The 26210-nt window shown below is 41.7% G+C and carries 19 protein-coding genes and 1 pseudogene; 13 read left to right on the top strand and 7 right to left on the bottom strand.

Annotation, left to right across the window (positions count from 1 at the left end):
- Positions 1-133 precede the first annotated feature (133 nt).
- Both EHW67_RS16255 and EHW67_RS16250 read left to right on the top strand, forming a co-directional pair.
- Positions 134-634 carry a hypothetical protein gene (locus tag EHW67_RS16255; protein ID WP_126163447.1) on the top strand — a complete coding sequence of 167 codons (501 nt, stop codon included), beginning with the start codon at positions 134-136 and terminating at the stop codon, positions 632-634.
- 1 nt (position 635) lies between these two features.
- Positions 636-3141, top strand: a pseudogene (locus tag EHW67_RS16250) (TonB-dependent receptor domain-containing protein).
- Positions 3142-3208: 67 nt separating this feature from the next.
- Here EHW67_RS16250 and EHW67_RS20580 read toward each other — a convergent pair.
- From EHW67_RS20580 to aroC, 3 genes are all read right to left on the bottom strand, one after another.
- The gene (locus EHW67_RS20580) at positions 3209-3382 is read right to left on the bottom strand and encodes a hypothetical protein (RefSeq protein ID WP_202911999.1); all 174 of its coding nucleotides are present in this window, start codon (positions 3380-3382) and stop codon (positions 3209-3211) included.
- Positions 3383-3761: 379 nt separating this feature from the next.
- On the bottom strand, positions 3762-5069 hold the full coding sequence (locus EHW67_RS16245; protein ID WP_126163446.1) for a dicarboxylate/amino acid:cation symporter: 1308 nt from the start codon (positions 5067-5069) through the stop codon (positions 3762-3764).
- Positions 5070-5130: 61 nt separating this feature from the next.
- Entirely contained in the window at positions 5131-6195 is a 1065-nt protein-coding gene (gene aroC, locus EHW67_RS16240) for a chorismate synthase (RefSeq protein WP_126163445.1), read from the bottom strand.
- A 231-nt stretch (positions 6196-6426) separates the two neighbouring features.
- On the opposite strand from aroC, the gene EHW67_RS16235 reads away from it, so the two are divergent.
- Positions 6427-7287 carry a UDP-2,3-diacylglucosamine diphosphatase gene (locus EHW67_RS16235; RefSeq protein WP_126163444.1) on the top strand — a complete coding sequence of 287 codons (861 nt, stop codon included), beginning with the start codon at positions 6427-6429 and terminating at the stop codon, positions 7285-7287.
- Between the two features lie 153 nt (positions 7288-7440).
- Here the strand turns inward: EHW67_RS16235 and EHW67_RS16230 are convergent, their stop codons facing one another.
- Positions 7441-10338, bottom strand: a complete 2898-nt coding sequence (locus tag EHW67_RS16230) for an FAD-binding and (Fe-S)-binding domain-containing protein (protein ID WP_238389969.1) — start codon at positions 10336-10338, stop codon at positions 7441-7443.
- A gap of 103 nt (positions 10339-10441) precedes the next feature.
- Between EHW67_RS16230 and EHW67_RS16225 the strand changes: the two genes are divergently transcribed.
- On the top strand, positions 10442-10951 hold the full coding sequence (locus tag EHW67_RS16225; RefSeq protein ID WP_126163442.1) for a hypothetical protein: 510 nt from the start codon (positions 10442-10444) through the stop codon (positions 10949-10951).
- Between the two features lie 111 nt (positions 10952-11062).
- Positions 11063-12193, top strand: coding sequence for a TlpA disulfide reductase family protein (locus tag EHW67_RS16220; RefSeq protein ID WP_126163441.1), 1131 nt, complete (start codon positions 11063-11065; stop codon positions 12191-12193).
- A gap of 73 nt (positions 12194-12266) precedes the next feature.
- Here EHW67_RS16220 and EHW67_RS16215 read toward each other — a convergent pair whose 3' ends face one another.
- Positions 12267-12917 (bottom strand): rhomboid family intramembrane serine protease, encoded by a 651-nt coding sequence (locus tag EHW67_RS16215; RefSeq protein WP_126163440.1) that lies wholly within the window; start codon positions 12915-12917, stop codon positions 12267-12269.
- Positions 12918-12975: 58 nt separating this feature from the next.
- Here EHW67_RS16215 and EHW67_RS16210 point away from each other — a divergent pair, with 58 nt between their 5' ends.
- From EHW67_RS16210 to EHW67_RS16190, 5 genes are all read left to right on the top strand, one after another.
- Positions 12976-13863, top strand: coding sequence for a lysophospholipid acyltransferase family protein (locus EHW67_RS16210; RefSeq protein ID WP_126163439.1), 888 nt, complete (start codon positions 12976-12978; stop codon positions 13861-13863).
- Between the two features lie 259 nt (positions 13864-14122).
- Positions 14123-15367 (top strand): T9SS type B sorting domain-containing protein, encoded by a 1245-nt coding sequence (locus tag EHW67_RS16205; protein WP_158285139.1) that lies wholly within the window; start codon positions 14123-14125, stop codon positions 15365-15367.
- A gap of 25 nt (positions 15368-15392) precedes the next feature.
- On the top strand, positions 15393-16313 hold the full coding sequence (locus tag EHW67_RS16200) for a PorP/SprF family type IX secretion system membrane protein (RefSeq protein ID WP_126163437.1): 921 nt from the start codon (positions 15393-15395) through the stop codon (positions 16311-16313).
- Positions 16314-16323: 10 nt separating this feature from the next.
- Positions 16324-18246 (top strand): OmpA family protein, encoded by a 1923-nt coding sequence (locus tag EHW67_RS16195; RefSeq protein WP_126163436.1) that lies wholly within the window; start codon positions 16324-16326, stop codon positions 18244-18246.
- 162 nt (positions 18247-18408) lie between these two features.
- Complete coding sequence (locus tag EHW67_RS16190) at positions 18409-19422, top strand: sterol desaturase family protein (RefSeq protein WP_126163435.1); 1014 nt, start codon at positions 18409-18411, stop codon at positions 19420-19422.
- On the opposite strand, the gene EHW67_RS16185 is transcribed toward EHW67_RS16190, so the two are convergent.
- Together EHW67_RS16185 and glmM are read right to left on the bottom strand one after the other, a co-directional pair.
- Complete coding sequence (locus EHW67_RS16185; protein ID WP_126163434.1) at positions 19394-20176, bottom strand: endonuclease/exonuclease/phosphatase family protein; 783 nt, start codon at positions 20174-20176, stop codon at positions 19394-19396. The genes EHW67_RS16190 and EHW67_RS16185 overlap by 29 nt on opposite strands.
- A 165-nt stretch (positions 20177-20341) precedes the next feature.
- A complete protein-coding gene (glmM, locus tag EHW67_RS16180) occupies positions 20342-21730 on the bottom strand; it encodes a phosphoglucosamine mutase (RefSeq protein ID WP_126163433.1) in 1389 nt (462 codons plus the stop codon).
- Positions 21731-21825: 95 nt separating this feature from the next.
- Between glmM and EHW67_RS16175 the strand changes: the two genes are divergently transcribed.
- The 3 genes from EHW67_RS16175 (at position 21826) to EHW67_RS16165 (ending at position 24951) form a co-directional block, all read left to right on the top strand.
- Positions 21826-22413, top strand: coding sequence for an acyl carrier protein phosphodiesterase (locus tag EHW67_RS16175; RefSeq protein ID WP_126163432.1), 588 nt, complete (start codon positions 21826-21828; stop codon positions 22411-22413).
- A 102-nt stretch (positions 22414-22515) separates the two neighbouring features.
- Positions 22516-24228: a gamma-glutamyltransferase gene (gene ggt / locus EHW67_RS16170; RefSeq protein WP_126163431.1), complete on the top strand. Its 1713-nt coding sequence runs from the start codon at positions 22516-22518 to the stop codon at positions 24226-24228.
- 18 nt (positions 24229-24246) lie between these two features.
- On the top strand, positions 24247-24951 hold the full coding sequence (locus EHW67_RS16165) for a hypothetical protein (RefSeq protein ID WP_126163430.1): 705 nt from the start codon (positions 24247-24249) through the stop codon (positions 24949-24951).
- The last annotated feature ends 1259 nt before the right edge of the window (positions 24952-26210 follow it).

Below are 26210 nucleotides of genomic sequence, written 5' to 3'. Positions count from 1 at the left end.
CCGTCCTACCTAAAATACCGGGAGTACAGTCCAAAATAGGTACGATTCTTGAGGTATTTGGAATTAACAAACATTTAACTGTTGATGGTTAAACCATCGATTATTTTTGGAATCCCACTAATTGCTTATCATCATGAGGACAAAGAGAAGATTATTTATAAGTATTGTATTGGTCGTATTGTCATTCCCCTTTTTAAATGCCCAATACGGCTATGGTAATGGATACGGATATGGATACGGTGGATATAATGGTTACGGGTATGGCAGGCAGCGAAATACCATTCCACAGGTACAGGAGACGCCCAAGGAACCTGAAAAATTGACGGCGGCCCAAATTGTAGATGCCGAGATGCCGGCAATTACAGAAAAATTGGGTCTTAATGCCTTTGAGGAAGCCATTCTAAGTACCACATTAAAAAAGTACTTACAGGAGCGTATAGAATTGCAGATATTGGAATTGCCCGCCGATAAAATGAGGGAAGGGTATGAAAAAATTACCAAGAAACAGGATGAAGAACTCAAAGCTGGGCTTCCGGCCGATAAATATGAAGCCTTTGTAGAACTTCAAAAAAACAACTTTAAAAAAGTTAAGGACAAAAAGAAGAAAAGAAAAAAGAAAAAATCTAAACCATAACATGAAAAAACTAATCCCAGTTGTATTATTATTAACTTCATTAGTAAATTTTGCACAAGGTCCCAAGGGGCCACAACAACCCATTAAAATAACTGGGACAGTTATAGATCAGGAGACCAATGTGCCTTTGGAATACGCCACTTTGGTCTTACAAAGTGTTAGAAACCCTGATAAGGTTACCGGGGGCATAACCGATGCCACTGGTAAGTTTACGGTAGAAACCCCTCCAGGAAACTACAATATCAGTATTGAGTATATCTCGTACAAATCCTATACTCTGAACAATCAGAATTTAAGATCGTTCACAGACCTAGGTACCATACCACTATCCTTGGATGTTGCCCAGCTGGCCGAGGTGGAAGTGATAGGTGAACGAACAACCGTTGAGTTACGATTGGACAAGAAAGTGTACAATGTGGGCTCTGACCTAACCGTTAAAGGGGGGTCCGTTACCGATGTACTGGGCAATGTCCCTTCTGTTACCGTGGATGTGGAAGGCAATATAAGTTTGCGGGGCAATGAAAGTGTCCGGATCCTGATCAATGGAAAACCATCCGCCTTATCCGGCTTAAGTCCGGATGCACTGCAACAGTTACCCTCAGACGCTATTGAAAAGGTAGAGGTTATTACCAATCCATCGGCAAGGTATGATGCCGAGGGAACAGCGGGTATTTTAAATATTGTTTTAAAGCAAAGCAAAACAGCCGGACTCAATGGATCTGTTAACGTATATACCGGCTATCCCGAGAGCTATGGGGGCGCGGTAAGCCTAAACTTGAGACGGGACAATTTCAATATTTTCACCAATACCACTTATCGCTACCGAAGCGGTCCCGGGAATGCACTTTTTGAACAGGAAAACTTTGATGAAAACGGAAATACGCTAAGTTTCCAGGACGAAATAAGGGACTACCAAAGAAAGGACAAAAGCTTCAACACCAATGTAGGGTTTGAGCTCTTTTTGGACGAGAGCAGTAGTATTACCAATTCCTTTGTCTTTGGGAAATCCAATGGCGACAATTCGGTAGATGTTGATTTCTTTAATTTTGATGCCAATATGGATCCTACCATTCAAAGAAACCGTTCCACCATGGAAGACGAATTTGAAGAAGAGGTACAATACTCCCTAAATTACCAAAAGAAATTTGATGAGGACGGACACACCCTAACCTTCGACTACCAATATTCCAAAGGCATAGATGATGAAAATTCTATAATTAGCGAGGTTATTTTGGGTGATAATATTGACCTGGACACAGAAAGGACGATTGATAACCAAACTCAAAAATCCCAATTGCTACAAATGGATTACGTACTGCCTTTTGGAAAGGACAACCAATCGCAATTTGAGATGGGCTATAGAGGTACCTTCAACGACAACAATACCGATTTTGATTTTGGAGTGTTACAGCAGGACGGTAGTTTTAACAGCGACCCTAATTTTAGCAATGAATTAAACTACAGGGAATATATTAATGCGGCCTACACACAGTTGGGTACCAAGATTGATAAATTTAGTATCCTAGGTGGATTGCGAATGGAAGCTTCGGATATTGGTATTGAACTGCTCAACACCAACGAAGTAACCAATAAGAATTATGTAAATTGGTTTCCTTCCATCTTTTTAGGTTATGAATTTTCAGAAGAGGAGCAGGTTACCATCAGTTACAGTAAAAGGCTGAGAAGACCACGTTCCAGATATATCAACCCCTTCCCGGTCCAGTAATACCAATCTTTTCCAAGGAAATGCAGATCTGGACCCTACTTTTACCGATGCCTATGACCTGGGGTATTTGAGAAGATGGGACAAGATGAGCTTTACTACCTCCGGTTATTTTAATAGATCTACGGGGGTATTCCAGTTTGTTACCAGGGAAACAGGCGATTTTGTAACCATAGAAAACCCGGACGACCTACAAAATCCAATTGTGGTACCGGTACAGGTACGTAGCCCAATAAACTTGGCAACAGAGGAACGCTACGGGATGGAATTTACCACCACCTTTACCCCTAAACGAAATTGGAGATTAAGCTGGAACCTAAATGCGTACCAAAGAAATTTAAAAGGGGACTACACCTATGTAAACAGTCAGGATGAAGAAGTAGTACAAAATTTTGATGCCAATAACTTTTCTTGGTTCACCCGTTTTAGCGCAAAATTGCCGCTGCCTGGAAAAATAGATTTTCAGACCAATTTCTTTTACAGAGGTCCTTCCCAGGATGCACAAAGCAAGAGCAAAGGTATGCTAAGTTCAGATTTGGCCCTGAGCAAGGATGTCTTAAATGACAATGCCTCTATTTCATTAAATGTCAGCGATATTTTTAATACACGAAAACGAATGACCGAAACCCGAACGGAAAACGTTTTTACCTATAGCGAATTTCAGTGGCGGCAACGACAGATTACCCTATCCTTTCAATACCGATTCAACCAGCCCCAGAACCAAAGGGACGGAAATAGGGACGGCCGCAATGGCGGTGGCGATGATATGGAATTTGAGGGATAGTTCCAGATCTAAGAGCATAAAAAAAGGGAACCAAATGGCTCCCTTTTTTTTATTTTATATCGTATCCCTATTGGTCACGCTTTGCTTTCTTAGCTTCGCGCTTTTCCTTCCATATTTCAAGAAGGGAACCTCCTATCCAATAAGGAATTACAAATGTCAAAAGAAAAATCATTAACCAAAAACCGATGGTTAAAATGGTCAAAAATGCTAAAAACCCTAGATATTGGTCAAAATCGAACATGTTTGCTTAGTTTTTTTAAATAACGGTACAAAGATATCAAAATCTAGCTTATTATACCAAGAGCAGATAAAAATAATTATCACTATTTCAACACTGCCCCATTGTCCACAATCCAGTGAGCCCTATGGTACATTAATGCGTATGCTCCCAAACGTAATTATGCCTCTGAACTACCCTTTATTTTTATGCTATGATACATGAAGTCACCCTCTCCCATACCGCTTTGGTTTTACAAGTATCCAATTAATAGCAAAGGCTGAGTATATGTTTGTGTGGATTAGCAGCTTAAAAATATACCTTTTATTCTGGTTGTGATTATTTTTGGCATCTCCAAAAAAAAAATTTCAGGCTTCTCAATAATGGTAAGCAGGGCAGGTAATTACTTTTCTACCTTATAGTGGTCGCTCCATTCCTTTATTTTGGGCTCGCCCAATTTATCTACCGATTTTGCGACCATCATGGAAACGGCTGCATCCCCGGTTACATTTACCACCGTCCTACACATGTCCAAAGGGCGGTCAACGGCAAAAATTAGAGCAAGGCCTGCTTCCGGTATTCCGGCTTGGGCCAGAACAATAACCAACATTACCATTCCTGCACCTGGTACGGCAGCACTACCAATAGAGGCAAGGGTAGCCGTAACAATGATACCCAATTGGGTACCAAAACTAAGGTCCATTCCAAAGGCTTGGGCAATGAATACAGCGGCCACGGCCTGATACAGGCTTGTACCATCCATATTTATGGTAGCTCCAATGGGAAGGACAAAACTGGCCACTTCTTCCTCAACCCCCATATGTTCCTCTACACGCTCCATAGTTACCGGTAAGGTTGCCGCACTGGAACTAGTGGAGAATGCCAATAATTGTGCAGGGGAAATGCCCTTAGCAAAAAAAGAGGGACTGCGTTTGGTAAAGATCCAAACGAACAATATGTACACACATATCATTAATGCCAAACCTAAAACCACGCAGACCGCATACCAGGCCAAGGCCTTAAAAAGATCCACACTGGGCGACTCTACAACCAAAGCTGCCAATAAGGCAAACACCCCATATGGTGCTGCCAACATAATTAGATCTATAAGCTTTAGGATTACCTCGTTAAATCCGTCGAAAAATTTCTTAACGGGAGAAGCCTTTTCCTCAGGGATCAGAATTAATCCCACCCCAAAGAATATGGCAAAAAAGATGACCTGCAACATATTCCCATTGTCACTTGCGGCACTAAAAATATTATCAGGAACCAACTCTTCCAATGCCCTTAAAGGGCCAGATTCCTTTTGTTCGTTTGCCTGGGCAATTTTGGAGTCGGCATCACCCTTATAGTTTTCCACCAATTCGTTCCTGGTATCCTCACTTATAGAGGCTCCCGGTTTAACAACGTTTACTATGGTCAACCCAATACTTACGGCGATTATAGTGGTCACTATGTAGATCCCAATGGTCCTACCCCCCATTTTGGAAAGCTTGGAAATATCCTTCAGATCGGACACCCCTTTGATCAAAGAGGCTAGAATTAACGGAACGGCGATCAATTTAAGGGAATTTATAAAAATATTCCCAAAAGGTTTAATCCAGTCAGATACTAGCTTGGGGCCCCAATCAAACTGTACCATTGCCAAGGCAAAAAGTACCCCTGCTACCATACCCAATAATATCTGCCAATGCAGTTCCAATTTCTTCATAAAAAAAAGATTTAGACCGGTAAGATACTATATACTACCCCAAAGCACCAAAAATAGACTTCTATAATTTAATGGTTCTATTCAGCAAGGTATAGTCTGCCATAACCAGGGCCGCCATAGCTTCTACTATAGGTACCGCACGAGGTACTACGCATGGGTCATGCCTACCCTTTCCTTGTGTGGTTACCTTGTTCCCTTCCTTATCTATGGTATCATAGGCCTGAATAACGGTTGCTACAGGCTTAAAGGCGATGTTAAAATAAATATCCATACCATTGCTAATACCACCTTGTATACCACCACTATTGTTGGTTTTGGTTGTACCATCAGGATTAAATTGATCATTGTGGGCACTTCCCTTCATTTTTACCCCTTCAAAACCGCTGCCGTACTCAAACCCCTTTACGGCATTGATAGAGAGCATAGCCTTGCCAAGTTCGGCGTGTAGTTTATCAAAGACAGGCTCTCCCAACCCTACTGGAACATTTTGGATAACACAACTAATTACCCCTCCTATGGTATCGCCTTCTTTTTTTATTTTTTTGATATACTCTTCCATTTTGGTAGCCGTATCGGTATCTGGACAGCGTACCGGATTGGATTCTATAAGGGACATATCCAATTCTTGATAGCTTTTGTCCAAGCTCAATTCCCCTACCTGGGAAACATAGGCGTTAATTTTCATCCCGCCCAAAAATTGCTTGGCAATGGCCCCGGCCACTACCCTACTGGCTGTTTCACGGGCAGAACTCCTTCCTCCACCACGATAATCCCTAAAACCATACTTCTGATCGTAAACATAATCGGCATGCGATGGGCGGTACGAATCTTTTATATGGGAATAGTCACGGGATTTCTGATTGGTATTGTGAATGGCAAAACCTATTGGTGTCCCAGTTGTCTTCCCCTCAAAAATACCTGAATAGAATTCTACGGTATCCGGTTCCTTTCGTTGGGTTACTATGGCCGATTGCCCCGGTTTACGCCTATTCAACTCTTCTTGTATGGCTTCAAGATCCAAAGTAATGCCAGCTGGGCAGCCATCCAATACCCCACCAATGGCAACTCCATGTGATTCACCATAGGTAGTTAGTTTAAAAAGGTTTCCAAAAGTATTTCCTGCCATGATCGTATGTAAAAAGTTGTGGTTTATGTATTGGTTTTCAACCTAACCAACACTCAAAGCTCCAAAGGTAAATCTTAAAAAAGAGATACGAAAATTGAACTGTTTTATATTGCAAATAAAAACAGATTTAAAGCCACTTAATATAAACTTAACTATTTCCTTATTCTAATTTCATCTTGTCTTCACCTTTTAATTAACTAGGATTGCTTAATTTGAGAAAACACTTAATCATTGAAAAAGAGACAATTAGACTTAGCTGTTATTTCCGATATCCATCTGGGCACCCTTAGCTGCCATGCCGATGAATTACTGTCCTACCTAAATAGCATAAAACCAAAAACACTCATATTGAACGGCGATATCATTGATATTGGGCAATTTAGCAAAAGGTATTTTCCGGCAACCCACTTAAAAGTGCTTAGAAAAATAATGGGAATGGCCACTAGCGGCACAGAGGTATACTATATTACCGGCAACCATGATGATATGATACGCAGGTTTAGCGGCACCTCCTTGGGCAATATCCATGTAGTGGATAAACTAAGCTTGGAGTTGAACGGTAAAAGGGCCTGGTTCTTTCACGGGGATGTCTTTGATATAACTATTAAAAATGCCAAATGGGTAGCCAAATTGGGAGCCTATAGCTATGACCTTTTATTACTGTTCAATAAAATTACCAATTTGGTCTTGCTAAAACTGGGACGCGAAAAATATTCCCTCGCAAAAAAAATTAAGCACAATGTAAGCGGTGCCCGAAATTTTATTAAAAATTTTGAGCATGCTGCCAAGGAACTGGCTATTGAAAATAATTATGATTATGTTATTTGTGGTCATATTCATCAGCCAAACAAAGAGATATATGAAAACGAACTTGGGAAATGCACCTATCTCAATTCCGGGGATTGGGTAGAAAACCTTACAGCCTTGGAATACACCTTTAAACGTTGGAAAATTTATCGCTACAGTTCAGACAAGCTCTCTGCTTTTTACGTTGATGAGGAACTTAAAAACATGAATCTGCAGGATTTAATGGCTGCGGCATCCATACATATGGCTACCCAAACAAAATCGACAAAAAAAGAAAAAATATAAGCTTAGCCCAAGGGGGCTAAATGCAGTTTTATTTACTTTTTCAAACAGAGCACATAAAAACACCCCTTTGCGCAAAACCTATTTATTCCAAATACGTATTGTGCAAAAAGGTGCTTAGATAGTATTGGCATTTCCTTTAACGAACACTTTTGGTCACAGCAAGGCTTCTTTCAGTACAGTGATCGGGTGAAGGGCTTTTCTCTTGGTTCCGTCATAAATCTGATGCCTACAACTGGTCCCATTGGCTGCGATGATTACATCAGCTGCTGCCTTTCTCACCGCTGGAAATAATTTTAACTCCCCTACTTGCATGCTCACTTCATAATGCTCCTTTTCATATCCAAAGGACCCGGCCATACCACAGCATCCTGAACTAATGATGGAAACACTATAGTTTTGTGGCAAATTAAGTACGTCAAAGGTTACCTTTTGGTTGGATATGGATTTTTGGTGGCAATGGGTATGTATCTTTACCGTTTTGGCTTCTGTGGTAAATTGGTCTGCTGTTATATGCCCCAACTGTATTTCCTTGGCCAAAAACTCTTCTATTAAAAAAGAATTGGCCGCTACGGCCTCCATCTTGCCATTATCCAGTCCAAAACGCTTGTATTCATCCCTAAAACTTAAAATGGCAGAGGGCTCCAACCCCACAATAGGGAGGCCTTTATCCGTAAAGACACTAAGTTGCTCCAAGTTCTTAGTCGCCAGTTTCTTGGCCTGCTTTAAAAAGCCTTTGGAGATATAGGTCCTTCCGCTTTCACCATAAAATAGCTCCACTTCATACCCCAATCTTGTTAATACCTCAATGGCATCCCTGCCCAATTCCACATCCAAATAATTGGTAAACTCATCTATATACAATACCAATTTAGATTTGGTTTTAGTAGCCTGACTCTTAGCCTTTATCAACTCTTTATCAAAATCTACCTTAAACACTTTAGGCAGGCTTCTTTCTGTTGCCACCCCGGCGGTTCTTTTGAGCAATCCTCCTAAAAATTTGGAATCGTATACTGCATTGGTAATTCCGGCCACCTTACTTCCAAGACGGTTCAAACTAGTATTATAAGCAAATAGTTTACCTCTTAACGGATAACCGTTTTCTTCTTGGTATTGGTACAGGAATTCGGCTTTTAAGGTAGCCACATCCACGTTACTGGGACATTCACTGGAACAGGCCTTGCAACTTAAACACAGGTCAAATACCTCTTTTAGCTCTTTATTATTGAACTTATTGGGTTCTTCCGAATTGGTCAAGAATTCGCGTAAGGTATTGGCACGTCCACGTGTGGTATCCTTTTCATTTTTTGTAGCGTGGTAGCTGGGACACATAGCCCCCGAAACCTTGTGGGTTTTTCTACAGTCGCCACTACCGTTGCATTTTTCGGCTGCCTTTAATATACCTTGACTATCCGAAAAATCCATCATAGTAGCTATCTCTGGCTCTTCCCTGTCTACTTCATAGCGCAGGGATTCATCCATGGGATAGGCATCCACAATTTTCCCGGGATTAAAAATATTATGCGGGTCAAAATAAGTTTTTATACGTTTTAGGAGCTCATAGTTTTTATCCCCTATCATTAAAGGAATAAATTCTGCCCTTACAATTCCATCCCCATGCTCCCCACTAAAGGATCCGTTGTATTTTTTGGTAAGTTTGGCTACGTCCGTGGTTATATCCCTGAACAAACCAACATCGGCCGACTTTTTAAGATTTAGTATGGGCCTTAGATGCAGCTCCCCAGCTCCTGCATGGGCATAATACACCGCATCCTGACCGTACCCCTTCATGATTTGTGTAAATTCGCCTATAAAGTCCTTTAAATCCTCCAAGGCTACCGCGGTATCCTCTATACAGGCCACCGCTTTTCTGTCGCCTACAATATTACCCAAAAGTCCCAACCCGGCCTTTCGTAGTTCTATGGCTTTATTTACATCCCCGTCCTTTAAAATAGGGCTGGCATAGCTAAGGCCCGAAGCCTTAACAGTCTGTAGCAATTTTTCCAACTGGCGCGCCAGGTCTTCTTCGGTATCCGACTTTACCTCCAACATCAACAGGGCTTCGGGATCGCCCTCCACAAAAAACCTATTGGCCAATTGGGTGCGGTTGTTCTTGGTACAATCCAATATTACCTTGTCCATCATCTCACAGGTGTGCAGGCTATTGGCCATTAATGGCGCAACATCCATCAAACAGTCTTCCAAGGTCTTGTAATGGGTCACCACCATAGCGGAACGCTTGGGGGGCACCTGGGTCAATTGGAGCACTATTTCGGTGGTAAAAGCCAAGGTTCCTTCACTACCGCTCAATAATTTACATAGGTTAATACCTTGTTCCCCATCGCCAAAAACGCTGTTGTTCAACAACTCATCCACAGCGTAACCGGTATTACGCCTATGAATTTGGGGCTTTGGAAATTCTTTGATAATCTCCTGTTGTATCTCCTTGTTGCTTAACTCTTTATGAATATTACTATAAATCTCCCCTTCAAAACTATCCAGGGCCATTTTTCCTAGATACTCGTTCAAGGACAGGGTTTTAAATTCCACCTTGTTACCGTCAGAGAGAAAGGTTTTTAGGGAAACCACTGTATCCCTTGTTACCCCGTATTGTATAGAAGTGGTCCCTGAAGAATTGTTCCCAACCATGCCACCTATCATACAACGGTTAGAGGTAGAGGTGTTGGGACCAAAAAACAAACCATAAGGCTCAAGGAATTGGTTTAATTCGTCCCGTATTACTCCAGGCTGAACAGTAACTTGTTTCTTTTCTTCATCAACAGACAAAATCTTGGTAAAGTTTTTGGAGACATCTACCACAATACCATCCCCCACACATTGTCCTGCAAGGGAGGTCCCTGCCGTACGAGGGATTAATCCAACTTTGTTGTCCCTAGCAAAAAGAATCAATTTCTGAATGTCCGATTCCGTCTTGGGATAGGCTACCGCCAGGGGCATTTTTCTATACACTGATGCATCTGTTGCATATAGGGTTGTCATTAATTTGTCTGTAAACAATTCCCCTTCTAAATCCTGCTTTAATTTATTTAGCATATTTTTATCCACCTCAAAACAATTTTGGGCACTAAATTAAGTTTTATTGTTTCAGATTAATAATGAATTTATATTTTTTACTTTAATTAAATTTAGAACCCTTATGAAAATTTTTAAATTATTTGCATTGTTGCTGTGTTGTTCTTGGTTCTCTGTGAGCGCTCAAGAAATCTCCGATCATGCCCTAGGGCTACGGTTAGGGGACAGTGATGGATTTGGAGCTGAAATCTCCTATCAGAAAGCCTTGGATCGGGACAACCGATTGGAAGCCAACCTTGGATGGCGTGACAGTAGGTATTTTGACGCCTTTAAATTAACGGCCTCATACCAATGGGTCTTGCCTTTGGACGGCAATTTTAATTGGTATTACGGTGCCGGTGCCGGTATTGGAAGTGTGGACTTTGCTTCCCGACCAGACAGCCAGAACCAGTCCTACACCCCGGATGGCGGTCTCTTTGTTTTGGCGGCCGGGGATATAGGTATAGAATACAATTTTGATATCCCTCTTCTTATTTCTCTGGATTTTAGGCCGGAAATAGGCGTTGTAGGCTACAAAAATTTCTCGGATAATTTCGATTTTGACATTGCCCTGGGGATACGCTACCAATTTTAAAACCTACCCCATATAACTTTTAATAAAGGTCATGAATGTTCCCGTAGCATTTATGACTTTTTTTATTACCTATATATAAGTACATTTGCGCCAATTAAAAGAAAACAAACAATGAAGAAAATTCTATTATCCCTTACCGTGATTGCGGGTCTATTATCCTGCAACAGTAAACCCGAAGGATACGTATTAAATGGATCTTTGACGGGCGATGTGGAAAACGGTACCCAAATATTTATCAGAAAGATCGATGAGAACAATCAGCCTGTAGATATAGATACTACCACTGTTGAAAACGGAAAATTTACCGTGAGCGGAGCTGTAGATGCACCAGAACTGATATATGTGTTTATAGACAAAGTTCAAGGCTATACCCCGGTAGTAGCGGAGAAGGGTGAGATTGAACTTACAGCCCAAAAGGACAGTCTACATTTTGCCAAGGTAAAAGGAACCCAACAGAACGATATCTTTTTTAAGTATCTGGACCAATCCAGAGAACTATCAGATCAGGCAGTTTCCATTCAAAAAGATATGCAACAGGCTACCATGGGCGGCGATGAAGCTACTATTAATTCCTTGCGTGACGAGTTTGCCGAGCTACAGGAAGAATACAAGAATTTTGAATTGGATTTTATTAAGAACAATCCAAACGGACTTATCTCTGCGCTATTGATAGAAAAAGCTTTAAATGCCGGAGTACTGCCAAGTGGGGAGGCCAAAGAAATGTACGATGGTCTGTCTGAGGAAATCAAAGAAACCCAACCGGCCAAAAATATCGTAAAAGGTTTGGAAGCGGCCAAAGCAAAGGAAGAGAAAAATAAGAGTACGGCAATAGGCGCCACTGCTCCCAATTTCTCGGGACCTACTCCTGAAGGAAAAGAATTGTCCCTTAAGGATGCCATGGGAAAAGTAACTATTATTGATTTCTGGGCGGCATGGTGCAAGCCCTGCAGGGTAGAAAACCCCAACGTAGTGAAGATTTATAATAAGTACCACTCCAAAGGTTTAAACATCATTGGCGTGTCTTTGGACCGTAAGGCGGAAGATTGGAAAAAAGCAATAGAAGATGATAATCTTGCCTGGAACCATATTTCCAACTTGGACTATTTTAATGATGCCGTGGCCAAATTATACAATATAGAAGCCATTCCCGCCACCTTTATCTTGGATGAAAATGGGGTAATTGTTGCCAAAAACCTTAGAGGTCCTGAATTGGAATCTAAAATTGCCGAGCTTTTACAGTAAAGAGGTTTAAAATACCATATATAAAAAATCCCGTAATGTTCTTACGGGATTTTTTATATCATATTATTGGCTCCTAAATCTTCCCCAGTTTACCAAGAACAAAAAGGAGCAGGATTGGCAAAGCCAATAACAATACCATTAAGGTATCTGTATAAAGCAGGTCTGGCTTAAAAAATATGGTTACCAAATACCCACCTATGGCTCCGCCAAAGTGGGCCGTATGGCCAATATTGCCCAATCTTGTTTTCATACCGTATATGGAATAGAACAAATATATGATTCCCAAAACATAGGCTGGTAGCGGAATAGGGATAAACATGATCCCCAATCGCATTTGCGGCTCCAGTAATATGGCGGCATACAAAATACCGGTTACCGCTCCACTGGCACCCACGGCACTGTAATAGGGTTCCCGCTTGTGAAAATAGAGCGCAAGTAGACTGCCCGCCACCAAACTTATAAAATACAGCATTACAAATTTACTGGGGCCAAACCAGCTGATTACCACATCGGCGAAAAAATATAAGGTAAACATATTAAAAAATAGATGGGACAGGTCTACATGTAAAAATCCGGAAGTCACCATTCTATCTTTTTGCCCTGCTTGGATGGCGCCAACGCCAAATTTATATCGTTCAAAGAATGAAGTGTCGTTAAAACCTTTTAAGGATGCCAAAACATTGGCCGCCATTATCACTATGGTGGCAATATGAATATTATTCATAAAAAAACTATTAATTTTGGGTCCAAATATAGCTATATTTGTAGAGAATTCTTTCTGCATGCAATTTCTCGTTTATATTACTACTTACCCCTTTTTGTGGCTCATTTCCAAACTGCCCTATAGGTTGTTCTATATGTTTTCAGATTTCGTATTTGTAATCGTCTACCATGTGGTGGGTTACCGCAAAAAAGTGGTCTTGAATAATCTTATGCTTGTTTTTCCGAAGAAGGACAAGGATGAATTAAAGCGACTCCGAAAGGATTTCTATCGCCATATGTGCGATATGTTCCTGGAAATGGTAAAAACTCTGGATCTTACCAAAGAAGCGGTCAAAGAACGGTACAAGGTCACCAATATTGAAGTGTTGCGAAATATCACCAAAGATAGAAGCGTCCTGATCGTGTGTTCGCACTATGCCAATTGGGAATGGAACGTAAGTATCAATAACTATGTTGACGCCAAGGGATATGCAGTATATCAAAAAATAGGGAATCGTTACTTTGATGGCCTAATAAGAAAAATAAGGGCCAAATGGAACACCACCTTAATTACCCAGCAAGAAACGGTTAAAACCGTTTATAAAAACGTACAAAACCAGGTTATTGCGGGCTACGGAATGGTTAGCGACCAATCTCCACAAGTAAAAAGAGCGCAATATTGGAGCGAATTTATGGGAGTTAAAGTTCCTATATTCAATGGCCCCGAAAGTATGGCCAGAAAATTGGATCTTGACGTAGTTTTCCTAAAGGTTTCCAAGGTAAAGAGAGGCTACTACCAGGCAGAATTCATACCCATTGCCATTGAGGGAAAACAAACGGAAAAGAATGAGATTACAGATAGGTTTCTCCGACTTACCGAACAACAGATCATGGAAAAACCAGAACATTACCTCTGGACCCATAAACGATGGAAACACCGGAACAAAGTTCCCAAAAAATTCCAATAAGCATTGCTACTGCTTCTAAAAATCTACAGCAAGCATTGATCCTCTTTTCTAGGAAAACATACCAAAACACTGGGTGTTCCACATCAAATATGTCCTAAAAACTAAATATTTTGGTTTTTTCTGCGTTATACAACAAAATTATTTGGTATCTATGGCGGGTTCTTTAAACCGAAGTGAAGGTCTTGTAAACCTTATTATACTTATTTTTCTACTTGTTTGCATACCGGCACACAGTTGTACACACTCCTGTCCCATGGCTATGTCCAAGGTTAATCAAAGCTCCCGTTTATACACCTCCCAAGAAGCGGGAACAACCTTTCTCCCTGGAACTGTAACGGTAACAACACCGCCTGGCCCACATAGTGCATCTACAGACATGAGAGATAAGGTTGCCCCCCCAACAACTAAAAATACGCAGCAGCAATTTTGCGCCATGGAGCACCCTACCTTGGAATCAATACAGGTAAATGAACCCCATATTGTTTGGTACAATACTCCTGTCAACGGCAAGCAATTGCCTATTGAAACCAGCTTACTAAACAATACCACCTATTATGCCGCCCAACTAAAGGATGGCAAAGAAAGTAGTGATCGGCTGGCTATAAGAGTTTCCCTATTATCCCTTTTGGCCCCTACCACTAACAACCCGGTTCAGGTCTTTTTTACCGAAGACGCCCCTACCATTGGAGATCTACAAGTATTGGAATCCAATATTGTTTGGTATGACCAAGCAGTAGCAGGATCACTGCTGGACTTTGATACGCCATTGTCCCACGGCAAGAGCTACTACGCCGCCCTTATTAACAATAGTTGCGAAAGTACAGAAAGACTATGGGTGAGCGTAGAAATCAAGGAAACCTCAGATTTAAAAATTAACAAGACAGTAAGCAAACAACAGCCAATGATTGGCGAAAAAATAATGTTGACCATTAGCGTCGAGAACAATGGCTCCTCCAATTTTAAGGAGGTCATTATAGGCGAGGAACTGGAAAGTGGTTTTAAATACCTTTCCAAAAACCTTACCCATGGCAATTATGATCCCAGAAACAATAAATGGACCATTGACACCTTGGCCCCCATGGAAAAAGCAGTTCTTAGCCTTGAGCTGGAAACCATGGCAAACGGCCAATACGGCAGTACTTCTTTTATAGAGAGTTCCGTTCCAAGGGACATGGATCCCCAGAACAACAGTGCCCAAATTAATCTGGAACCTTCCTGTATAACCATATATAATGAGTTTACCCCAAATGATGATGGGGACAATGACTATTTTAAAATAGAATGTATTGAAAACTTTCCAGACTCCAATCTGCAGATCTTTAACCGCTACGGTGCCTTGGTCTACCAAAAAAAGGCCTACCAAAACAACTGGCGCGGGCTGGCCAATGTTAACGGAGTAGTAGGCAAGGGAGAACCTTTGCCCACAGGAACCTACTTCTATATACTAAACCTGGACAATACAAGCGAAAATACTACAGGCTGGTTATTTTTAAGAAAAGACTAATACGTATTACACTGGAAAAAATATAATGAAAATCCACATTAAGTATCCTTTAGCGGTAATCCTCACGTTTTGTGCCTTCATCCTTAAGGCGCAACAACTGCCACAGTACACCCAATATATGTACAATACCTCCACTATAAACCCTGCTTACCTAAATGAGAATAACAGAATGGATGCTACCCTAACTTATAGGGCGCAATGGATAGGCATAGAAGGGGCTCCCGAAACCAAAACCCTTACCGTTTCCGGTATCATAAATCACAAAATAGGTTTGGGCATCCATATCTTTAAGGATAACATAGGGCCTTCTACCGAATTTAGTTCCTCGGCCATGTTCTCCTACTACCTCAACCTAAACAAAAAAGTAAAGATGTCCCTGGGCATAAATGCCGGGGCCGATTTTTATGAGGTAGATTATTCCAAGGGAAATTATTATGATGCCGATGATGCCTTACTCAGCTATGACAACTACTACAACACACTGCCATTAATTGGGGCAGGGGTATATATATTTAGTGAAAATTGGTATGGAGGTTTCTCCATTCCCAATTTTCTATTGAACAAATCCAATGTGGTAAGTGATAAAAACCTGATCTTAAAGGACAGTCATTTTTATTTTATAGGGGGTTACGTACTAGATGTTGCGGCCGACCTAAAACTAAAACCATCGGTTCTTTTAAAATTTACCGAAAATGCCCCCACCACTATTGATGCCTCTTTAAATGTCCTCTTTCTACAAAAATTTACCTTGGGTGCGTCGCACAGGTTGCAGGACAGTTACAGTGCCATGGCAGGTTTTCAGGCGAGCAGGAATTTTTTTATTGGATATTCCTATGACTATAGTATCTCGGATTTAGGAAATTATAATCAAGGTTCACATGAACTAATACTAAAATATATAATGCCCAGATGGGGACCAAATACCCGATCACCTAGATTCTTTTAAGATAAAGCGGATGAAAACCCTTCTTTCCATATTTACGTTATTCCTGTTTAGCACCGGTCTGTCCCAGCATACCAGGGAAGAAGCCAATGCGCATTTCCAAAACCTCAACTTTATGGAAGCCATTGATAGTTATCAGCAATTATTATCCAAAAAGAAAAAGAAAAAACCTCTATTTGTTGAACGATTGGCCGAAAGTTATTTTAACATAAGCGATTACAGCAATGCCAGGATATGGTATGATACCCTATATACCTTAAAAGATAAAAGAATAGATGAAAATACATTGATAAAATATGTGCAAAGCCTAAAGGCCTGTAAGGAGTATATTACTGCAAACCGCTTACTAAAAAAACACTATCGCCACAATTCCCAAAAGTTGGAAACCCTATTGGCACAAGAAGCATATTTGGATAGCCTAATGGCAGAAATGCCAAGGTTCAGCCTTCGCAATTCCGAAATTAACTCCCCCCTATCAGACTTTGCCCCCATGTACTATAAGGATCGCATTATATTTTCGTCCAACCGGAAAGCCGCCACCGGAAAGGGTAATAATTATTCATGGAACAATCAGCCCTATCTAGCTATTTTAACCGCCAATAAAGACAGTATAACAGGAACACTTAGCAAGGCAAAGCCATTCCACAACAATATTCAATCTGCCTATCACGAAGGAACCCTTAGCTATTCCAAGGATTACAAAACCATTTATTACACCCAGAACTATTTAAAAAATAACGACCTACTGCTAAACCCCAAAGGGTTTTCAAATATGCAGATCATGAAAGGGGAATTGGTCCAGGACTCCATTGTAAATGTTGTTTCCTTAAAATTTAACAACCCTAAATATTCCTTTGGCCACCCTTTTCTAACCGAGGATGGAAAACGGCTGTACTTTGTTTCCAATATGTTTGGCGGATTTGGAGAAACCGATATTTATTATGTTGAAATCCAAGAAAATGGAAAAATAGGATCTCCCATCAACCTAGGACCAACAATTAATACCCCTGGACGGGAAATGTTCCCCTTTGTTACCGGCAACAATCTCTATTTTGCCTCGGACGCCCATTTTGGACTAGGTGGTCTGGATATTTTTAAATCCGAAATAAAAACAAATAATGACTTTGGCATGCCCAAAAATTTAGGCCGCCCCATCAATAGCAATAAGGATGATTTTGCCCTGATCATCAACCAAATTGAAAACCGTGGCTACCTGTCTTCCAACAGGGACAATGGTAAAGGAGACGATGATATCTATTCATTTAAGGGACTATCAAAAACCTTGAACTACAAAGGGGTGGTTAAGGACAACAGTACCAACACCCCAATTCACCAAGTGGTTGTAAAGGCCTATAACGAAGAAAACCAATTGGTAGCAGAAACCACTTCCAACAATGAAGGTTTTTTTGAGATGTCCTTGCCCCCTGATTCCAACTACACACTCGCCTTTTTTAAATTGGAATACAAACAGGAGATCAAGAAGCTAAACCAAGCGGACAAGCCTTTTCTTTTTAAGGAAACCGATACCATCCCCATGACCTCCTTCTCCAATTTCGTAATAGAAGAGGATGGCGTTGAAAAAATTAATGTAAACCCTATATTCTTTAACCTTAACCGCTACAATATTACCTATAAGGCTGCCAAGGAACTGGACAAGATTGTAAGCTTTATGAAGAGCTTCCCTAATGTTAAAATTAAAATAGAAGCCCACACAGATTCCAGGGCTTCGGATACATTTAATCTTGAACTCTCTGGCAACAGGGCCAGGTCTACCTATAATTATCTGGTGCAAATGGGTATAGCCCCAGAAAGAATTACCAGTGTTATTGGCTATGGGGAGTCGCGTTTGCTCAACGAATGCTCCAATGGCGTTCCCTGCAGCAATGCACAACACTTGGCCAATAGGCGTTGCGATTTTATCATTATAAGAAAATAAAACCTGCCCCATCAACAAATTAATGGCATCTATATTAAACAGACCATATATTTGCTGTATACTTACCTTGGTTTGTTCAAAAAGGTCGTTGGTCTTAATATTTGGTACCAACCTATAAAAATCCGTATATTTTACCACTAATTTAATAATGAGCTGTTAAATATGGATATCTTAGGTACTCTATACAATGAAGTCATTGGTTTCTTGGGAATTAGTAAGGCTTTGGAATTATTACAGGCAGGGGACTATAGTATTTTCTCTACCTATGACGGGGTTGTAGCCTTGATCTACCCTATTATTCCCCTATTGCTGATTCTGGAATTTATACTGGGCCTGGTCTATAAAAAACCCGACACCAAGGTGTATAAGGTTAATTTCCTAATATATGTATTTAATAGGTTTATTGGCAGGTTCATAGCCATTGCCATGGTAACACTTATAATAGGGTGGTTGCAGCCCTATGCCCTGTTCCAGACCAAAATGACCTGGTATTGGTTTATTTACGGTTACATTGTCTGGGAATTTGGTCATTTTCTGTATCACTATTGGGGGCATAAAGTGCGACTCTTTTGGTGTTTGCATTCTACCCACCATGCCCCGGAGCAAATGAACCTCTCCGTTACCCATGCCCATTTCTTTCTTGAGGCACCCTATGCCGATGCTATTAGAACCACCGTGTGTATCCTACTTGGGGTAGAACCGGTTATGCTTTTCGCCATAATGTTTATAGATGGCACCTATGGGGCCTTTATACATGTAGGTGAAAATATGATGAAAGATGGTAGAATGGGCTTCTTGAACAGACTCATATTAACGCCTTCCCACCACAGGGTACACCACGCCAAAAATCCGCTTTACATGGATACCAATTTCTGTAACCTGTTAAATATTTGGGACAAGGTTTTTGGTACCTTCCAAAATGAAGAGCGGGATATAAAAATAGAATATGGTATCACTAGGGAAATGGACTCCGGGAATTTTTGGGATGTATATTTTGGGGAATTCGTGGCCCTTTTCAAGGACGTCGCCAGGGCACCGGGTATAAAGAACAAATTACTTTATATTGTAATGCCTCCAGGCTGGAGCCACACAGGGGAACATCAAACGGCCAAATTGGTACGTGGGGAATTCCTAAAACAACATTCGGTCAAGGTAAATAAACCAGTGTCGCCATAACAATACAATGATCACTGGCATAATTTTCACATAGCACCTCATAATCCAATACCTGCCATTTTTGTGGTGTATTAAAGAGTATATGATCAATACATATTGTGGGCCCTGTTGCTGGCCAGGTTCCCTGCCATGCCGTCTTGTGTGGGGTCTTGGTAAATTTTTCTGTCAGGATATTCAAGGTTTCACTATCGGGCTCGGCATTTAAATCGCCCACTAGCAAGGTGGGATATTCGGTATCCCCCAGAGCTTTTACTATAGCCTTTGCCTGCATAATTCTATCGGTCTCCTCCTTTTGGTGGTCCAGATGCGTAGCCACAAACCGTATGGTGTTGCCATTTTTGGTCTTTACCCTAGTGATTAATGCTGCCCGGGGTTCGGATGCTGGCAAATGGGGCAGGGCTATATTTTCACTTGCCACAAAACTGTAGCGTGACAGCACCGCCTCACCATATTCCCCATCATCATAATACATGGCGCGCGCAAAAAGGGAGGCCATTTTTGTGCGTATACCCAATTCTGTTGGCAGATCGTATTTTTTGGCCCTATTGGTCTTAAAGTCTACCTCTTGCAAGGCTACCAAATGGGGTTTATAATGGTTTATAACCCCCGCCAGAGTATCTAAATTAAAATCGTTTTGGGTAGTAGCCCCGTGAAGAATATTAAAACTCATCACCCTAAGGGTATCGGCCTGTGCCTGTGTCTTAAAAATTGTAATTCCAAAAAAAATAATACACAGTATTCGCAATCTGCTCATCTCAAAAATAATTATTAGCTATAAAAAAAGGGTCGTACGTAAACTACTTCGGGGCAAGCCTGTCTTAGCCAACAAAGGCAGGCAAGCGTCGGAGCACCTGCCTTCGGTAGTCAGGTTCAAAACTCGATTATCGAGTAAATAAACTCCGACCCTTGTTACCCTTAATTAAATCCCGGCTACCGCCTTGATCTCCCCTATGATTCTATCCGCAAGGTTGTCCGCTTCGTCCTGACTCTTGGCTTCGGTATAGATCCTAATAATAGGCTCCGTATTGGATTTACGCAAATGCACCCAATTTTCGGGAAAATCTATCTTTACCCCATCAATGGTCGAGATTTCCTCATTTTCGTATTTCTTGGCCATTGCCACCAATATGCCATCTACATCCAGGCCTGGAGTAAGTTCTATTTTCTTTTTGCTCATAAAATAGCTGGGGTAACTGGCCCTAAGCTCACTTACCGTTCCACCTTTCTCTGCCATTAACATTAAAAATAGCGCCGTTCCCACCAAGGAATCCCTGCCATAGTGACTTTCTGGATAAATAATCCCTCCATTGCCCTCTCCTCCAATGATGGCATTATTGGCCTTCATTTTGGTCACTACATTTACTTCTCCCACAGCTGAGGCTTCGTAGTTGCCTCCCTGCTTTTCTGTAATGTCCCTTAAAGCACGGGAAGAGGATAAATTGGAAACGGTACTGCCCTTGGTTTTTCCCAACACATAGTCGGCACAGGCCACCAAGGTATATTCTTCCCCAAACATTTCCCCTTCATTGGTAATAAAGGCAAGTCGGTCTACATCCGGATCTACCACAATTCCAAAGTCGGCCTTTTCCTTTACAACCAGTTCGCAGATATCGGCCAAATGTTCCTTAAGCGGCTCCGGATTATGGGGAAAATGCCCAGTAGGGTCGCAATATAACTCCACTACCTCTACCCCTAATTCCTTTAACAGTTTTGGAATGGCTATGCCTCCTGTAGAATTTACACCGTCTACCACTACCTTAAACTTGGCAGCCCTTATCACATCGGCATCTACCAAGGAAAGATCCAATACTTCATCTATATGAATGTCTATATAGGAGTCATTCCTGGAAATTGTTCCCAAATGATCTACTTTTGAGAAATTAAAGGCCTCTTTTTCGGCAATCGCCAGAATTTTGGCTCCCTGCTCCGCATCCAAGAATTCCCCTTTTTCATTCAATAACTTAAGGGCGTTCCATTGTTTTGGGTTATGGCTTGCCGTAAGGATAATACCCCCGTCGGCCTTTTCCAAAGGAACAGCTATTTCTACCGTTGGGGTCGTGGATAGATTTAAATCTATCACATCTATTCCCAGACCTACCAGTGTGGATACTACCAAATTTTGGATCATTTCCCCTGATAGGCGTGCATCGCGACCAATGACTACCTTTAATTTTTCCTTTTTGGAATATTCTTTTAACCAAACACCATAAGCGGCAGCGAATTTCACTGCATCGATGGGGGTAAGATTATTCCCAGGTTTTCCTCCAATGGTACCTCGTATTCCCGAAATAGATTTTATTAAAGTCATATTTTCTATTAAATTTTGTCAAATATAAAAGTTTAGGTTTAAATCCTACCTTGCTAAGTTGTAAATTCGACTTTAATAAATTTCAAGCGAGGTCCATGAATTTTTTAGCACACATCTACCTATCCTTTGAAGACGACGAGATCACGATCGGAAATTTTATTGCAGACAGTATCCGAGGTAATAAATACAAACACCTGCCCCAAAATATCCAAAAGGGAATCATCCTACACCGGGCCATAGATACGTATACGGACAAGCATCCCGTTGTACGGCAGAGTACCAAACGTCTGCATAAAAACTACAGCCATTACAGTGGGGTAATCGTAGATATTTTCTATGACCATTTCCTTGCCAAGAATTGGGCCGACTACACCACTACCCCACTACCCCATTTTGTGGACAATTTCTACGACCTACTGGAAAACAATTACGACATTCTGCCCCCCGGGGTAAAACGGATGATGCCCTATATGATAGCTGATAACTGGATTTTGAACTACGCAAAAATGGAAGGCATCTCCAGGGTCTTGAACGGCCTCAACAGACGTACCCAAAACAAGTCCAAAATGAATTATGCCATATTGGACCTTGAGGAGTATTACAGCGAGTTTGAAGGGGAGTTCACCACTTTTTTCGAGGAATTAATAGAGTTCTCCAAACAAAAATATTTATCATTACGCTAAAAAGCACACAATTAAAACGAAAATAACTAAATATCAACCAACTAAGATCGTGTAACACACACCTAATTTTAAAGATCCTTGGTTGACAAATGCGCTAGAATTATGGGCAAAAACCTTCAACTAAAAAGAATTAAAAAACTACTACTTCTTCTTATTATTGGCACTGTATTCTTGGCCTGTAGACAGGCTGCCCCTTCTCCTACCGGATTGGTAACGGAAAAGGCCATGGTAGTTTCTGCCCGGGTTGAAGCCTCTAGAATAGGGTCTTCCATAATGGAAAGGGGCGGCAATGCCTTTGATGCCATGGTGGCCACCGAACTGGCCCTTGCCGTAGCCTATCCCTTTGCGGGCAATATAGGAGGTGGTGGATTTATGGTCTATAGGCAAGCCGATGGGAATACCGGTGGACTGGATTACAGGGAAAAGGCTCCCTTGTTGGCACATAAGGATATGTACCTGGATTCCTTGGGAAATGTAATCCCTGGCAAAAGCACCTTGGGCGCCACCGCTGTAGGGGTGCCGGGCACGGTTGCCGGAGTGATGGCCGTACATGAAAAATTTGGGTCCCTTCCCATTCAGGAAATAATGGCCCCTGTAATACAGTTGGCAGAAAAAGGAGTGGTGGTCACCAAGAAGCAGGAAGAGCGATTGGATCATTATAGGGAGCTCTTTATACAGGTGAATAGTGACAGTACATTTTTTGCCAAAATTTTCAAGGAAGGGGATACCATAAAATACCCGGCTTTGGCCAAAACCCTGCAAAAGATATCTGAACAGGGAAAAGACGGATTTTACAAAGGGGAGGTTGCTCAGAAATTGGCCCAGTTTATACAATCCAAAGGCGGATTTGTAAGTGTGGAAGACCTAGCTAGGTATGAAGCCAAATGGCGGTCGCCCATAGTTTTTAATTACAAGGACCTTACTTTAATTTCCATGAGTCCACCCAGTAGCGGTGGCTTCACTATCAATCAGATCTTTAAAATGATAGAACCTTATAAGATGTCTGATTACGAGCATAATTCCACTAAGGCCATTCAGTTGTTTACCGAGGCCGCCCGTAGGGCTTATGCCGATAGGAACTACTTTTTGGGAGATCCCGATTTTGTTGAAATTCCATTGGACCAACTTTTGAACGAAGAATATCTAACGGAAAGAATGCAAAATTTCAGCTTTGATAAGGCTACCCCTTCCGATGCCATATCGCACGGGGAGGTGTTAATTACGGAAAGTGATGAAACCACCCATTATTCTATTGTGGATTCCTTCGGAAATGCCGTTTCGGCCACCACTACCATCAACGGCGGTTATGGATCCAAGCTATATTCCGATGAACTTGGTTTTTTTCTTAATAATGAAATGGACGATTTTAGTGCCAAGCCGGGAGTGCCCAATATGTTTGGACTTATTGGAGCCGAAGCCAATAGCATTGCCGCAGAAAAACGGATGCTGAGCAGTATGACCCCTACCATTGTAGAAAAAGACGGAAAGCTTTGGATGGTAGTAGGCTCCCCAGGAGGCTCCACCATTATAACCGCAGTGGCCCAGACCATTCTTAATTGCTATGAATTTAATATGAGTATGCAAGAAGCCGTCAATGCCCCAAGATTTCATCACCAATGGCTACCGGACGCCATTATTTTTGAACCGGACGGATTTCCTGCAAGTCTAGTAAACGACCTAAAGAAGAAGGGGTATAACATCAACGAAGAAAACACCCCGGTAATTGGAAAGGTAGACGCCATAAAGGTACTTCCCAACGGAAGGTTGGAAGGAGGAGCAGACAAACGCGGGGATGATACCGCCTTTGGTTTTTAATATATAAATAAGCACTATATGCTAAAAAAACTTGGTAAAATACTCTTGGGGCTCTTGCTGCTTGTATTAATAAGCGCCGGTATCCTGTATGCCCTATACCATGAGCCCCTGCCCCAAGGAGTGGCAGGCAAAGAAGCCGATGCCCTGGCCACAAAGATGTTAACCGCACTAAATCATGAGGCCTACAAGGAGGCCCGCTACTTGGAATGGTCCTTTGTAAACGGAAAACACCATTACAAATGGGACAAGGTATCAGATACCGTATTGGTAAGCTGGAAAGATTACCAAGTGTCCCTAGACTTAAAAAACAGTACCAAGAGCACTGCCAAGAAGGGGAATAAACGGGTCACATCGGATAAGGAGAAGCAGCTCATTAAAAAAGCAACCTCCTATTTTAACAACGACTCCTTTTGGTTGGTGGCTCCTTATAAGGTTTTTGACAAGGGCACCATCAGAAGCATAGTGCATTTGGAAAATGGCGAAAAGGGGCTAATGGTCACCTACACCAGCGGTGGGGATACCCCCGGGGATTCCTATGTTTGGTTGTTGCAGCCCAATGGTTTTCCCATCAGTTTCAGGATGTGGGTAAATATAATCCCCATTGGCGGACTGGAAGCCGGCTGGGACACTTGGCAGGTCACTGAGAGCGGTGCATTTTTACCGGTAGAGCACCAATTGGGCCCTGTGACCTTGGAAATGGGATCGGTTAGGGCCTATCGTTGATATACTGGAAGGTTTCAGTGAACAGTGAACAGTTGTAAGTGGTCAGAATCAGTTCACAATAAACAATTAGCAATAAACAATGATCAGGTTTCAGTAATGTACAGTTTCAGTAAACAGGTTTCAGTTTTCAGTGAACAGTAATCAGTGAGCAGTGGTCAGTTACAAGCGTCATTGCGAGTTTATCTACCGATAGGTAGGCAAGTCTACCGTCACTTCGAGCCTGCCTACCGCAGGCAGGTGGTTTTATGTAGCGCAGCGGAATAAAATTGTATCGAGAAGCGAAAGGTAGGCGAAGCGCGGCAATCTGCTTATTTATTGTGAGATTGCTTCTTCGCAAAAGCTCATCGCAATGACGTAGCCCCTTAAACAAATATCAATTAGCAATTAACAATGTGGAGTGAACAGTAATCAGTCACTAGTCATTAGGCATAAGCCATTAGGCAATAGGCAAAAAGCCTCTTAGAAAGCTTAACGGCCTATTTTTATATGCGTAGTAAATCAAGGGATTTTCACAGCTGGAAAGGGAGGCCTGCCTCCCAGTAGGCAGGCGCCCAAAGAGCATATCACTTTAGTGAAAGCGGCCTGGGCTCCGTGGACGTGGAAATCCCGTAGATTTCAAGTATAAAAAAATCAGCCTATCCTTGGCTTCTGCTGGCTCCTCTAAATCAAGGTACACCGTACCTTTATTTTTCGGCCCTGGTTCGTTTTTTTATCAATGAAAAAAATGAACATTCCCAATAGCGAGGTGGAAGCTTCTAATATTTATTGGCAACCGACCTCGGGAAACTTAAACATAAAATCATTGTATCGAGAAGCGGAAGGTAGGCGTAGCACGGCAATCTGTCTCTTGTATGATGAGATTGCTTCTTCGCAAATGCTCATCGCAATGACGTAGCCCCTTAACCCCATAACATCATAACCTCCAACAAAATAAGTGAGACCTCTCGTCGACCTGAAAAAGGTCTCTGTCGAGGTGACATGGAACAATGGGAAGTGGCCAGTGAACAGTAGTCAGAAGGCAAAAACTCAATGAGCTAAGAAAAAAGAGAATAGAAGCTGGAGTGAAGAGTAATCAGTAAACAGTTGTAAGTGAACAGTAATCAGTTGCTCAAACCTTAATAAATGCCGACATTGCGGGCAAGCCTACCGTCACTTCGAGCCTGCCTACCGCAGGCAGGTGGTTTTATGTAGCGCAGCGGAATAAAATTGTATCGAGAAGCGAAAGGTAGGCGTAGCACGGCAATCTGTCTCTTGTATGA

Source organism: Arenibacter aquaticus, assembly GCF_003957295.1.
In the GTDB taxonomy this organism is placed as follows: domain Bacteria; phylum Bacteroidota; class Bacteroidia; order Flavobacteriales; family Flavobacteriaceae; genus Arenibacter; species Arenibacter aquaticus.
The sequence above is the reverse complement of the archived record's forward strand: the minus strand, read 5'-3'. Positions and strand labels throughout refer to the sequence as shown.

Excerpts from the sequence above, each read along its gene's own strand:
- EHW67_RS16255 (WP_126163447.1), top strand. The coding sequence starts at position 134 with ATGAGGACAAAGAGAAGATTATTTATAAGTATTGTATTGGTCGTATTG.
- EHW67_RS20580 (WP_202911999.1), bottom strand. The coding sequence starts at position 3,382 with ATGTTCGATTTTGACCAATATCTAGGGTTTTTAGCATTTTTGACCATT.
- EHW67_RS16245 (WP_126163446.1), bottom strand. The coding sequence starts at position 5,069 with ATGAAGAAATTGGAACTGCATTGGCAGATATTATTGGGTATGGTAGCA.
- aroC (WP_126163445.1), bottom strand. The coding sequence starts at position 6,195 with ATGGCAGGAAATACTTTTGGAAACCTTTTTAAACTAACTACCTATGGT.
- EHW67_RS16230 (WP_238389969.1), bottom strand. The coding sequence starts at position 10,338 with ATGCTAAATAAATTAAAGCAGGATTTAGAAGGGGAATTGTTTACAGAC.
- EHW67_RS16225 (WP_126163442.1), top strand. The coding sequence starts at position 10,442 with ATGAAAATTTTTAAATTATTTGCATTGTTGCTGTGTTGTTCTTGGTTC.
- EHW67_RS16220 (WP_126163441.1), top strand. The coding sequence starts at position 11,063 with ATGAAGAAAATTCTATTATCCCTTACCGTGATTGCGGGTCTATTATCC.
- EHW67_RS16215 (WP_126163440.1), bottom strand. The coding sequence starts at position 12,917 with ATGAATAATATTCATATTGCCACCATAGTGATAATGGCGGCCAATGTT.
- EHW67_RS16210 (WP_126163439.1), top strand. The coding sequence starts at position 12,976 with ATGCAATTTCTCGTTTATATTACTACTTACCCCTTTTTGTGGCTCATT.
- EHW67_RS16205 (WP_158285139.1), top strand. The coding sequence starts at position 14,123 with ATGTCCAAGGTTAATCAAAGCTCCCGTTTATACACCTCCCAAGAAGCG.
- EHW67_RS16200 (WP_126163437.1), top strand. The coding sequence starts at position 15,393 with ATGAAAATCCACATTAAGTATCCTTTAGCGGTAATCCTCACGTTTTGT.
- EHW67_RS16195 (WP_126163436.1), top strand. The coding sequence starts at position 16,324 with ATGAAAACCCTTCTTTCCATATTTACGTTATTCCTGTTTAGCACCGGT.
- EHW67_RS16190 (WP_126163435.1), top strand. The coding sequence starts at position 18,409 with ATGGATATCTTAGGTACTCTATACAATGAAGTCATTGGTTTCTTGGGA.
- EHW67_RS16185 (WP_126163434.1), bottom strand. The coding sequence starts at position 20,176 with ATGAGCAGATTGCGAATACTGTGTATTATTTTTTTTGGAATTACAATT.
- glmM (WP_126163433.1), bottom strand. The coding sequence starts at position 21,730 with ATGACTTTAATAAAATCTATTTCGGGAATACGAGGTACCATTGGAGGA.
- EHW67_RS16175 (WP_126163432.1), top strand. The coding sequence starts at position 21,826 with ATGAATTTTTTAGCACACATCTACCTATCCTTTGAAGACGACGAGATC.
- ggt (WP_126163431.1), top strand. The coding sequence starts at position 22,516 with ATGGGCAAAAACCTTCAACTAAAAAGAATTAAAAAACTACTACTTCTT.
- EHW67_RS16165 (WP_126163430.1), top strand. The coding sequence starts at position 24,247 with ATGCTAAAAAAACTTGGTAAAATACTCTTGGGGCTCTTGCTGCTTGTA.